At 42.5% G+C, this 11,989-nt stretch carries 14 protein-coding genes; 13 read left to right on the top strand and 1 reads right to left on the bottom strand.

Features of this window, described 5'->3' with window-relative positions; all coding sequences use genetic code 11:
• Window positions 1-57: 57 nt before the first annotated feature.
• Window positions 58-456 (bottom strand): sporulation phosphorelay system protein KapB, encoded by a 399-nt coding sequence (kapB, locus tag KFV11_RS03370; RefSeq protein WP_149458109.1) that lies wholly within the window; start codon window positions 454-456, stop codon window positions 58-60.
• A 62-nt stretch (window positions 457-518) separates the two neighbouring features.
• Here kapB and KFV11_RS03375 point away from each other — a divergent pair, with 62 nt between their 5' ends.
• The 13 genes from KFV11_RS03375 (at window position 519) to lepB (KFV11_RS03435) (ending at window position 11,972) form a co-directional block, all read left to right on the top strand.
• The gene (locus KFV11_RS03375; RefSeq protein ID WP_149458110.1) at window positions 519-1,112 is read left to right on the top strand and encodes a peptidylprolyl isomerase; all 594 of its coding nucleotides are present in this window, start codon (window positions 519-521) and stop codon (window positions 1,110-1,112) included.
• Window positions 1,113-1,208: 96 nt separating this feature from the next.
• On the top strand, window positions 1,209-1,409 hold the full coding sequence (locus KFV11_RS03380; RefSeq protein ID WP_149458111.1) for a hypothetical protein: 201 nt from the start codon (window positions 1,209-1,211) through the stop codon (window positions 1,407-1,409).
• Window positions 1,399-1,653 carry a DUF1871 family protein gene (locus KFV11_RS03385; RefSeq protein ID WP_254250348.1) on the top strand — a complete coding sequence of 85 codons (255 nt, stop codon included), beginning with the start codon at window positions 1,399-1,401 and terminating at the stop codon, window positions 1,651-1,653. Before KFV11_RS03380 ends, KFV11_RS03385 begins: the two co-directional genes overlap by 11 nt.
• A gap of 65 nt (window positions 1,654-1,718) precedes the next feature.
• A complete protein-coding gene (gene ygs, locus KFV11_RS03390) occupies window positions 1,719-2,090 on the top strand; it encodes a S1 domain-containing post-transcriptional regulator Ygs (RefSeq protein ID WP_149458340.1) in 372 nt (123 codons plus the stop codon).
• Between the two features lie 208 nt (window positions 2,091-2,298).
• Window positions 2,299-3,849, top strand: coding sequence for an L-glutamate gamma-semialdehyde dehydrogenase (gene pruA, locus KFV11_RS03395; RefSeq protein WP_149458113.1), 1,551 nt, complete (start codon window positions 2,299-2,301; stop codon window positions 3,847-3,849).
• Between the two features lie 61 nt (window positions 3,850-3,910).
• The gene (locus KFV11_RS03400; protein WP_149458114.1) at window positions 3,911-5,104 is read left to right on the top strand and encodes an ornithine--oxo-acid transaminase; all 1,194 of its coding nucleotides are present in this window, start codon (window positions 3,911-3,913) and stop codon (window positions 5,102-5,104) included.
• A 104-nt stretch (window positions 5,105-5,208) separates the two neighbouring features.
• Entirely contained in the window at window positions 5,209-6,453 is a 1,245-nt protein-coding gene (locus tag KFV11_RS03405) for a Glu/Leu/Phe/Val family dehydrogenase (RefSeq protein WP_149458115.1), read from the top strand.
• Window positions 6,454-6,567: 114 nt separating this feature from the next.
• Complete coding sequence (locus tag KFV11_RS03410) at window positions 6,568-7,728, top strand: iron-containing alcohol dehydrogenase (protein ID WP_149458116.1); 1,161 nt, start codon at window positions 6,568-6,570, stop codon at window positions 7,726-7,728.
• 146 nt (window positions 7,729-7,874) lie between these two features.
• Window positions 7,875-8,744: a glycerophosphodiester phosphodiesterase gene (locus tag KFV11_RS03415; RefSeq protein ID WP_254250349.1), complete on the top strand. Its 870-nt coding sequence runs from the start codon at window positions 7,875-7,877 to the stop codon at window positions 8,742-8,744.
• 113 nt (window positions 8,745-8,857) lie between these two features.
• Entirely contained in the window at window positions 8,858-10,204 is a 1,347-nt protein-coding gene (locus tag KFV11_RS03420; protein ID WP_254250350.1) for a glucose-6-phosphate isomerase, read from the top strand.
• A 97-nt stretch (window positions 10,205-10,301) separates the two neighbouring features.
• A complete protein-coding gene (locus tag KFV11_RS03425) occupies window positions 10,302-10,904 on the top strand; it encodes a TVP38/TMEM64 family protein (RefSeq protein ID WP_149458119.1) in 603 nt (200 codons plus the stop codon).
• Window positions 10,904-11,389: a signal peptidase I gene (gene lepB / locus KFV11_RS03430; protein WP_149458120.1), complete on the top strand. Its 486-nt coding sequence runs from the start codon at window positions 10,904-10,906 to the stop codon at window positions 11,387-11,389. The genes KFV11_RS03425 and lepB (KFV11_RS03430) overlap by 1 nt, the downstream gene beginning before the upstream one ends.
• Before the next feature lie 13 nt (window positions 11,390-11,402).
• Entirely contained in the window at window positions 11,403-11,972 is a 570-nt protein-coding gene (lepB, locus tag KFV11_RS03435; protein ID WP_254250351.1) for a signal peptidase I, read from the top strand.
• Window positions 11,973-11,989 lie beyond the last annotated feature (17 nt).

Consider the following 11,989-nt stretch of genomic DNA (forward strand, 5'->3'; position numbering starts at 1 on the left):
AGCTGTTGCCCGGGCACTAGTGAGCGGGTGTTCTTAAATAAGAAGAAAGCACTTGATTTATCCTTCATTGTTCGAAAAATCGTCAAATTTTATCCCGTAATAATGCGCATATTCTTTTTTCAGCGACTGCATTTTCTGCAGGGCAAGCTGGTTAAAAGAAGTGGGTTCTGCTGCCAGTTTTTCCTCCATTGCAGTGACTGCCTTGTAAAGTGAGGCTTCATAAGCAGGGACCGCATCGTCATATGGCTTCAGAAGATTAGGGCTGACAATGCGCTTTTCGTACTGAGCCAGTGCTTTTCGTTCATGGAAGAACACTTCAGTCTCATGAGGATGATGCAGATCTCCCTGCTTGGGATGAATAAGAACGGCAGTGACTTTAACAACCACGCCGTTCGGATGATCACTTACTTTTTCTACAATATAGCGTCCCGTTTTAAATGAAAGTTGATAATACATGTTCGTCATCCTTTTGTGTTAATATATTATGGTACTTATCATATCATGAAGGAGCAGTTATCATGACTAATTTTCCGCAATTAAATACAGAAATATCAGAAAACGAACGTGTCGTTGACATGGTTACATCAAAAGGGACAATGAAAATTAAATTGTTCCCTGAAATTGCACCGAAGACGGTTGCCAATTTCATTCAGCTCGCTGAGCAGGGTTATTATGAAGGCATTACTTTCCACCGCGTGATCAATGACTTTATGATTCAAGGCGGCGACCCGACCGGTACAGGAATGGGCGGCGAAAGTATTTACGGCGATTCATTTGAAGATGAGTTCTCAATGAATGCCTTCAATCTTTACGGGGCATTGTCTATGGCAAATGCCGGCCCGAATACGAATGGTTCTCAGTTCTTCATCGTCCAGATGAAACAGGTTCCGGCGCAGATGCTGTCACAGTTAAAGCAGGGCGGCTGGCCTGAAGAAGTTGTCGATGCCTATGCAGAACGCGGCGGTACACCATGGCTTGACCAGAAGCATACCGTGTTCGGACAAGTGATTGAAGGACTGGATGTATTAGAAGCGATCGCTGATGTTAAAGTCGGCCCGCAGGATAAACCGGTTGAAGATGTCACTATCGAAACAATTAATATTATCAAGTAGTCCATTGCATCAATAAGTCATGAAATGTTCATGACTTATTGATTTTTTTATATTTTCATCATGCTATAATTTGATAGATTAGGAGCGTGATAAACAATGATGGATTTTCTATACTTCCCAGAAAATAAAATGGAGTACATCCCGGCAAGTATTACATTATTATGCTTTATGCTGCTTGCTTATATAGCTTATCGCCTTTTCAAACGTCACTCGGTTCGTGAAGAAGCGAAGATGAAAGCGTTCGAAGAGGAAGTCATGAAACGTCTGGAAAGCGGAGAACTGTATAATGAACGCTGAATTTAATATCGAACTTTACAAACTGATAGCTGACTGGAACCCGATGAAGTTTGAGGACGCATCGATGGGCGACCAGGAAGTCTATGACTGCATGGACATCATTCATCAGACTGATGTCCGCGATGAAACGGTGAAGCGTATCCAGCATGTCTATCACTTCAGTTTTGACCAATATATACCTGCAGAAGAGATTCACCTTCTGCTGGACCGTGTGGCCACTTTAAATATGCAATGTAAGTTATAGAATGTTAGGTCATTGCCACTCATTATGGTAAACTTAGTTTATTAATAATGAGGAGGGGCATGGCAGTGAAGAATAAGTACAAAAAAGGCCAGTTCATTAAAGTCAAAGTAACTGGTATTCAGCCGTATGGTGCCTTTGTTGAAACCCCCGATCATGTAGAAGGCTTAATTCATATTTCTGAAGTGATGAACGATTATATTCATAACTTAAACCTTTTTCTGACAGTCGGCCAGATTGTCAAAGCGAAAGTGATTGATGTGTCAGAAGATGGTAAGCTTAATTTATCGTTAAAGGAAAATGACTACTTTAAGCGTCATGAACGGAAAAAAGAAAAGAAATCTGTGCTTGAGGAATTGAATCAGACAGATGCCATAGGGTTCGAGTCGTTGAAGCAGAAACTGCCGGAATGGGTAGCGCGTGCAGAACGTATACAGTGACCTGTAAAAAAGAGCGGTAATGATACCGTTCCTTTTTACAGGTTATTTTTATGCATTAATAATGTAGAAAGCGCTAGATTTATTCATAAATATGCATAAAAAATTTTTATGGTTGAATATGTGTGAAAAGGTTGAACTTCGTGCATTTTTTGTTCATTATAGATGTTGTAAGGGTTTTCTTAAAACCCAATTTCAAGGAGGTACTATAATGATTCCATATAAGCATGAACCATTCACTGATTTCACTGTAGAAGAAAATCAGCAGGCAATGAAGAAAGGTCTTGAAACGGTCAATGGTTACTTAGGTCAGGACTATCCACTGATTATCGGTGGCGAACGTATTATGACTGAAGATAAAGTACGTTCATACAATCCCGCTAAAAAAGATGAAACAATCGGTTTCGTATCTAAGGCGACTCAGGAGCATGCTGAACAAGCAATGGAAGTAGCTAAAGCAACGTTCGAAACTTGGAGATCATCGTCTGCTACTGTTCGCGCTGACATTTTATTCCGTGCGGCAGCAATCATCCGCCGCCGTAAATTTGAATTCTCAGCACTGATGGTTAAAGAAGCAGGGAAACCATGGAATGAGGCTGATGCAGATACTGCAGAAGCAATCGACTTTCTTGAGTTCTACGGCCGTGAAATGCTGCGTCTTAAAGATGGCGTCAAAGTAGAGAGCCGTCCAGGCGAATTCAACCGCTATGACTATATTCCGTTAGGTGTCGGCGTTGTTATCTCACCATGGAACTTCCCATTCGCTATTATGGCGGGTACGACTGTAGCACCGCTTGTCACAGGTAACACTGTGTTATTAAAACCTTCATCAAACACATTAGTAGTTGCCTACAAATTTATGGAAGTATTAGAAGAAGCGGGCATGCCTAAAGGGGTTGTTAACTTTATCCCTGGTTCATCACGCGATATCGGTGACTTCATCGTCGATCACGTTGATACACGCTTTATCTCATTCACTGGCTCACGCGACGTCGGTGTGCATATTTACGAGCGTGCTGCCAAAGTTCACGAAGGCCAGTTAAACTTAAAACGCGTCATCGCTGAAATGGGCGGTAAAGATACAATTGTCGTTGACTCAGAAGCTGATTTAGAACTTGCAGCTGAAGCAATCGTTAAATCTGCATTCGGATTCTCCGGCCAGAAATGTTCCGCATGTTCAAGAGCAATCGTCCTTGAGGATGTATACGATGAAGTCATCGCTAAAGTTAAGGAAAAAACAGAAAAATTAACAGTAGGTAACCCTGAAACAAACGAACACTTCATGGGTCCTGTTATCGATGAAAATTCATTGAATAAAATTAAGGAATATATTGAAATCGGTAAAAATGAAGATGGCGGTACAGTGCTTGTCGGTGGAACAACTGACGAAGAAGAAGGTCACTTTGTCCATCCAACAGTCTTCGTTGATGTCAAACATGATTCACGCATCATGAAAGAAGAGATTTTCGGTCCGGTCGTCGGCATCGCAAAAGCTAAAGACTTCACTGAAGCGATCAAATTTGCGAATGATACGGATTATGGTTTAACAGGAGCTGTCATCACGAACAACCGCGAACATTTAGAAGAAGCGCGCCGTGATTTCATGGTCGGTAACCTATACTTCAACCGTGGCTGTACAGGCGCAATCGTTGGCTATCAGCCATTCGGTGGTTTCAAAATGTCTGGTACAGATTCTAAAGCCGGCGGTCCGGATTACTTAGTGCTTCACATGCAAGGTAGAACATCTTCAGAAATGCTGTAATACAATAATCAATGACAGTAGTGCATGGTGCACTACTGTTTTAATGAAAAAGGGGATAACAATGACTAAATCAACTGAAATCATCGAACAGACTAACCATTACGGCGCACCGAACTATCATCCGCTGCCAATCGTAATTTCAGAGGCAGATGGTGTCTGGGTTAAAGATCCAGAAGGCAATAAATATATGGACATGCTGTCTGCTTACTCTGCAGTGAACCAGGGCCACCGCCATCCAAAAATCGTGCAGGCATTAAAAGATCAGGCGGACCGCGTGACATTAACATCTCGTGCATTCCATAGTGATCAGCTGGGTCCTTGGTATGAAAAAATCTGCAAGTTAGCAAACAAAGAAATGGCTCTGCCGATGAACACAGGTGCTGAAGCAGTGGAAACTGCGATCAAAGCAGCGCGCCGCTGGGCATATGATGTTAAAGGCGTTGCCGATAATCAAGCGGAAATCATCGCGATGAAAGGGAACTTCCACGGACGCACGATGGCCGCTGTATCATTGTCAAGCGAAGCTGAATACCGCCGTGGTTACGGACCGCTGCTTGGTGGTTTCAAATTAGTTGATTTCGGTGATATCGAGCAGATCAAAGCAGCAGTCACACCTAACACAGCTGCCATCTTACTTGAGCCGATTCAAGGGGAGGCAGGAATCATCATCCCGCCAGAAGGTTTCCTGAAAGAAGTACGTCAATTATGTGATGACAATAACATTTTGTTCATTGCAGATGAAATTCAGGCAGGCTTATGCCGTTCTGGTAAATTCTTCGCTACAAGCTGGGAAGATGTTGAACCTGACATGTACATTCTCGGCAAAGCATTAGGCGGCGGTGTCTTCCCGATTTCATGTGTGCTTGCTGACAAAGAAGTGCTTGAAGTGTTTAATGCAGGTTCCCACGGTTCAACATTCGGTGGAAATCCGCTTGCATGTGCCGTATCTGTTGCAGCTTTAGATGTTCTTCTTGACGAAAATCTTGCTGAACGTTCAAATGAACTCGGTGAATACTTCAAAGCTGAACTTAAGAAAATTGATAACCCAGTGATTAAAGAAGTGCGTGGACGCGGCTTATTCATCGGTGTGGAATTAACGGAGAATGCTCGTCCATACTGTGAACAGCTGAAAGAATTAGGACTGCTGTGTAAAGAAACTCATGACACAGTCATTCGTTTTGCACCACCACTAGTTATTTCTAAAGAAGATCTTGACTGGGCAATCGAACAGGTTAAGAAAGTATTCACGAAATAATTATTTGATAGCGTTTACAAAAAATCAATTAGACCATTTTATTTAACCTTTAGTGTGTTACAATGGTTAACGAATAATTATTTTAAAAAGAGGCGAAGAGGATAATGACGGAACATTTAAACTTAGTATCATCAACTCAAGTAATTATTAAAGATGCATTGGACAAGCTGGGCTTTGATGAAGGTATGTATGAATTAGTCAAAGAACCGATGCGTTTGCTGACAGTTAGAATTCCAGTCCGTATGGATGACGGGACAGTTAAAACATTCACAGGTTACAGAGCACAGCATAATGACGCTGTCGGACCGACAAAAGGCGGCGTACGTTTTCATCCGGAAGTTGATGAAGATGAAGTGAAAGCGTTGTCCATGTGGATGACATTGAAGTGTGGAATTGTTGATTTACCTTACGGTGGTGGTAAAGGCGGTATCGTCTGTGACCCACGTCAAATGAGTATTCATGAAGTAGAACGTTTGAGCCGCGGCTACGTACGTGCTATTTCTCAGATTGTCGGGCCGACAAAAGATATTCCGGCGCCGGACGTCTTCACTAACTCACAGATTATGGCATGGATGATGGATGAATACAGCAAAATGGATGAGTTCAATTCTCCTGGGTTTATCACTGGTAAGCCGATTGTACTGGGTGGTTCACAAGGTCGTGACCGTTCTACCGCTCTTGGTGTCGTTATCGCTATTGAAGAAGCAGCGAAACGCCGTGGTAAAACAGTGAAGGATTCTCGTGTCGTCATTCAAGGTTTCGGGAATGCCGGCAGCTTCCTTGCTAAATTCTTGTACGATGCTGGTGCTAAAGTTGTCGGTATCTCTGACGCACACGGTGCACTGCATGATCCTAACGGGCTTGATATTGATTACCTGCTTGACCGTCGCGACAGCTTCGGTACAGTGACGAATCTGTTTGAAGATACAATCACTAATAAAGAACTGTTTGAGTTAGATTGTGACATTCTTGTCCCTGCTGCGATCTCTAACCAGATTACAGAAGAGAATGCGCATGATATTAAAGCGGATATCGTTGTAGAGGCGGCTAACGGTCCAACAACAATGGAAGCTACAAAAATTCTGACAGACCGCGGCATCCTGCTTGTACCGGACGTACTTGCAAGTGCAGGTGGTGTAACAGTTTCTTACTTCGAATGGGTTCAGAACAACCAAGGTTACTACTGGACAGAAGAAGAAGTTAACGAAAAATTACGCGAAAAATTAGTAAAAGCATTTGATACTATTTATTCATTATCCGAAAATCGTAAAATTGATATGAGACTGGCTGCTTATATTGTCGGTATTAAACGTACAGCAGAAGCTGCACGTTACCGCGGCTGGGCATAAGCTGCTAAACACACTCACCTCATGTGAGTGTGTTTTTTAATGGTGTGAGCATATTAATTTAATCATGCTGCGATTACCTATACACTTATGACTATCAGCTATTGGAGGTTATTTATGAATTCATTTACATTCTACAATCCGACGCAACTTGTTTTCGGTAAAGACAGTATTGAAAAGCTGCCGGCAATGATTAACCAGTTTACATCAGGTACTAAAGTACTCATCACTTACGGCGGCGGCAGTATTAAACGCACCGGTCTTTATGACCGTGTCATCGGCCTGCTTGAAGGATTTGAAGTGTTTGAACTTGAAGGGATTGAACCAAACCCGCGTCTTTCTACTGTGAAAAAAGGGGTTCAGCTTGTAAAGGACAATAATATTGACTTCATTCTTGCAATCGGCGGCGGCAGCGTTATCGATGGTACGAAACTGATTTCAGCTGCGAGCACGATCGATGAAGACCCATGGAAAATCGTGACTCGTGAAGTGACACCGACAGCGGCTGTGCCGTTCGGTACGATTTTAACGATTGCTGCAACAGGTTCTGAGATGAATTCAGGCAGTGTCATCACGAACTGGGAGACGAATGAAAAACTAGGCTGGGGTTCACCGCTAGTCTTCCCTAAATTCTCACTGCTTAACCCGGAAGTGACGTATACACTGCCGAAAAATCAGACGGTCAATGGCATCGTTGACTCTATGAGCCATCTGCTTGAACAGTATTTCAATGAAGCTGACAACAGTGCCGTCGGTGATGCGATGATCGCAGGTGTGATGAAAGCAATTATGAAAGCAGGTCTTGCCGTGCAGGATGAGCCTGAAAACTATGAAGCACGCGAAACACTGATGATCGGTGCGACGGTTGCTTTGAATGGCTTTATGCGTATGGGCTATAACGGTGACTGGGCGACTCACAACATTGAGCATGCTGTCAGTGCCGTTCATGATATTGCCCATGGTGCAGGCCTTGCCGTGTTATTCCCGGCATGGATGACATATGTCAGCGGGAAGTCACCGGAACGCTTCGCACAGTTTGCAGAAGATGTCTTTGATGTCGATGCATCATTACCACAGGAAGAAAAAGTGAAGGCCGGCATAGCAGGTATCACTGATTACTGGAAGGCTATCGGTGCACCGTCAAGCTTGAGTGAATTTGATATTCCTGAATCAGATTTTGAAGTATTTGCGGATAAAACATTGTTCAACGGTCCGTTCGGAAATTTCTACAAATTGAATAAAGAGGACGTCATTGAAATCTATAAATTGGCACACTAAATTTAAGTAAAGACTCTATCTTTTTAGAGTCTTTTTTATTTTGGCTCTGTAAAATTAGTTAAGTATTGATGAAAACAAACATATAGGGGTTGTAACTCGTTATGATAATGCTGTAATACATAATAAATAGCCAAGGAGGATTTTAAATGAAGAAACTCATCACATTAATGCTTGTCAGCTTAATCGGGCTTTTCGTTACCCCTCCGTATGTCGATGCAAAAAAACAAATACACTCTGTGATTGCTCACCGAGGTGCAAGCGGCTATGCGCCAGAGCACACATTCGCAAGTTATGATATGAGCCACTTTAACATGAACGCAGATTATATTGAAGTCGATCTTCAGATGACAAAAGATGGCCAGCTGGTTGCCATGCATGATGAAACTGTTGACCGGACAACTAATGGTACAGGGCTTGTTAAAGATTACACACTGGCTGAGCTTAAAGCACTGGATGCCGGCAGCTGGTTCAATGAAAAGTATCCTGAACAGGCACGCTCGGAATACGTCGGGCTAAAAGTACCGACACTTGATGAAGTGATTTCACGCTATGGCACGCAAGCGAAGTACTATATCGAAACTAAATCACCGGAAGTTTATCCGGGGATGGAAGAAACGCTGCTGAATACGCTCAGTCATCATGGTCTATTGAAGAAGAATCAGCTGAAAAAAGGACATGTGCTTATTCAATCATTCTCTACAGCCAGTCTCATTAAAGTGCATCAGCTGGATGTAGCGATTCCATTAGTGAAACTGACGGATAAAGGTGTTATTGATACATTAACGGATCAGCAGCTTAAAACATTGCGGAATTTAGTAGTCGGAATCGGACCGAACTATAAAGACTTGACCGCAGCTAATACAAAACGACTACATTCATATGGATTGCTTGTACATCCATACACCGTCAACACTGAAGCTGACATGAGACGGTTGAACAGTTATGGTGTAGACGGTGTTTTCACCAATTATCCTGATGTCTATAAACGGATTAACGAAGAAAAGAAAGTGAAATAATATTGTCGGGCGTGCTGATGCCCTGCTTTTTAACAGGTTAAGCAAGGCGTTTCATTGAGAACTTTACTGTAATAGAGTAAAATGATGGTGAGACGATATTCAGGAGGGTAATCATGACACATATTAAATTTGATTATGAGACAGCACTGACATTTTTTGGTCAGCACGAAATGGACCAAGTGAGAGATTTAGTCAAAAATGTACATCATACGATTCACGAAGGCAGTGGAGCGGGCAGTGACTTTTTAGGCTGGGTGGACTTACCTGAAAACTATGATAAAGAAGAGTTTGACCGCATTAAAAAAGCATCAGAGAAAATTAAATCAGATAGTGAAGTACTGCTTGTGATCGGCATTGGCGGCTCATATCTCGGCGCACGTGCAGCGATTGAAATGCTGTCGAATTCATTTGATAACTTCGCACCGCAGGAAGGCCGTCCGCAGATTATTTTTGCAGGTCATCAGTTATCTTCATCCTATACAACAGACTTGATAAAGTATCTCGACGGCAAAGATTTCTCAATCAATGTCATCTCTAAGTCCGGGACAACGACAGAACCTGCAGTGGCATTCAGAATCTTCAAGAAGCTGCTTGAAGAGAAGTACGGCAGAGAAGAAGCGAAATCACGTATTTATGCGACAACAGACAAAGCAAAAGGTGCATTGAAATCACTTGCTGATACAGAAGGCTATGAAACATTCGTCGTGCCTGATGACGTCGGCGGCCGTTATTCAGTGCTGACAGCTGTCGGCCTTCTGCCGATTGCAGCAGCGGGAATTGACATTGATCAGATGATGACAGGGGCAGCAGATGCGAGAAATGATCTGTCTTCTTCTGAGCTGGAAGATAATATCAGCTATCAGTATGCTGCCATCCGCAATATTCTCTACAATAAAGGCTATACGATCGAAATGCTGATCAACTATGAGCCGAGCCTGCAGCTGTTCAATGAATGGTGGAAGCAGCTGTTCGGCGAATCAGAAGGCAAGGACTTTAAAGGGATTTATCCGTCAAGTGCGAACTTCTCAACTGATCTTCATTCGTTAGGTCAGTATGTACAGGAAGGAAGACGCGACTTATTTGAAACGGTCATCAAAGTGGCAGAGCCGAGAGCAGATATTACGATTGAAGAAGAGGAAAATGATCTGGATGGTCTGAACTTCCTTGCAGGACGGACGATGGATTATGTCAATACGAAGGCGTTCCAGGGAACACTGCTTGCCCATACAGACGGCGGTGTGCCGAACTTAGTTGTTGAGATTCCTAAGCAGGATGCTTACACATTCGGTTACCTTGTCTACTTCTTTGAACTCAGCTGTGCGATGAGCGGCTATCTCCTCGGGGTCAACCCGTTCAATCAGCCTGGTGTTGAAGCCTACAAACAGAATATGTTTGCACTGCTCGGTAAACCAGGTTATGAAGATAAAAAGGCAGAACTTGAAGAACGCCTGAATAACTAAGCTTTAAAGAAAACCGCATAGCGGTTTTCTTTTTATTTTGGCCTTTATAGTTTAAACTGGTAGTCAATAACAAAAAAATATTAAAGTAGGTTATGTAATGACAGAGTGGGTTCATCATTATTTATCAGAGGATTCTGTGATGGGCTGGATTGAAAAATTTAAATCGTTTGGCATTATTATTGCATTTCTTCTGCCATTTCTAGAAGCTTTCTTTCCAGTGCTGCCGCTTGTTGTATTTGCCGTGGTTAATTCTAACGCCTATGGGATCATCCCGGGCTTTTTGTTGACGTGGAGCGGTGCGATGACAGGTGCCTATGCGGTTTTTCTCATCATCAGATATTTTTCTGAAACAAAGTTCATTAAGAAGTTCACGGACCGTCCGCAAGTCCATCGTTTCATTGAATCAGTCAATGCCCGAGGTGTCATACCCTTATTCATACTGCTCTGTTTTCCGTTTACACCGTCCAGCGTCATCAATATCGTAGCTGCTTTATCTAATATAAGACAGCGGGAATATTTGCTGGCTGTCGGTCTCGGGAAAGCCGTGATGCTGCTGATTCTCAGTTTTATCGGTGCAGATATTAAGTCGTTCTTCGCCCAGCCCGACAAGGCCGTGCTTGTCGTGCTGCTGCTCGTTCTGCTATGGTGGGCAGGTAAAAAACTGGAGTCTTATTATAATAGAAAAACAGGTAAAAAATAATGAGAAAATGGTTAACCTTTATTATTTTAAGTCTTGTTTTAATTATTGTCATCCGTTCATTTATCATCACTACTTATGTCATTGAAGGAAAGTCCATGGAACCTTATTTCCATTCTGGTGACAGGGTTGTCGTCAATCTGCTTGAAGATGTTTTTTTCCCTCTCCGGTCTAAAGATATCATCTTCTTCAGGCTGAATGACCATGACACATTCGTCAAACGTATTATCGCAGCACCGGGCGATTATATAGCAGTTCATCATAGTCAGGTTTTTGTTAACGGGGAGCAGGTGACAAAGCGGCCTGCTGATTACAGCAGTCTGCTTAAAGTGGAAGGTATGAAGGAACAAATTGTGCCTGAAAAATGTTATATTGTATTAGGGGATAATTTAGCGGACAGCATTGACTCCAGGGAGTACGGCTGTGTCAACGAATATTATATCCTTGGTAAAGTAATCAATACATACTGGCATAAAACAACTAATTAACGAGGTGGCTTTTTTGAAAAAAGAATTATATGAATGGCTTTCAGCTATCGGAATAGCATTAGTGCTGCTATTCGTCATCCATCAGTTTTTATTCCTGACTTATTCAGTCAAAGGCGATTCCATGTATCCGATGTTGAAGGACGGAGAAAAAGTCATCGTCAGCAGAATCAATTATACGCTCGGCAAAATCAATGAAGGAGACGTCATCGTCTTCCATGCCGATAAAAAATCCGATTATGTCAAACGGGTCATCGGTGTCGGTGGAGACACAGTGATGTATAAAGATGACACGTTGTATATCAACAATAAAAAAGTGAAAGAACCATACCTTGATGAGAACAAGCTTGCAAAGACGAATGTACTGTTAACTGAAAACTTTTCTGTGAAAGATTTAGTAAATTCCGGCGGTAAGTCAAAAATCCCGAAAGGCGAGCTGCTTGTGCTCGGCGATAACCGGGAAGTAAGTAAAGATAGCCGTTATTTCGGGCTTATCAAGGAAAAACAGGTGGTCGGTGAAGTCGTCTTAAGATTCTGGCCGTTCAATGTGTTCCATTATAATTTTGACCCTGCCACTGAAAAATAAGACCATTAATCAACACT

It is taken from the genome of Macrococcus equipercicus, from assembly GCF_024205945.1.
Lineage (GTDB): Bacteria > Bacillota > Bacilli > Staphylococcales > Staphylococcaceae > Macrococcus > Macrococcus equipercicus.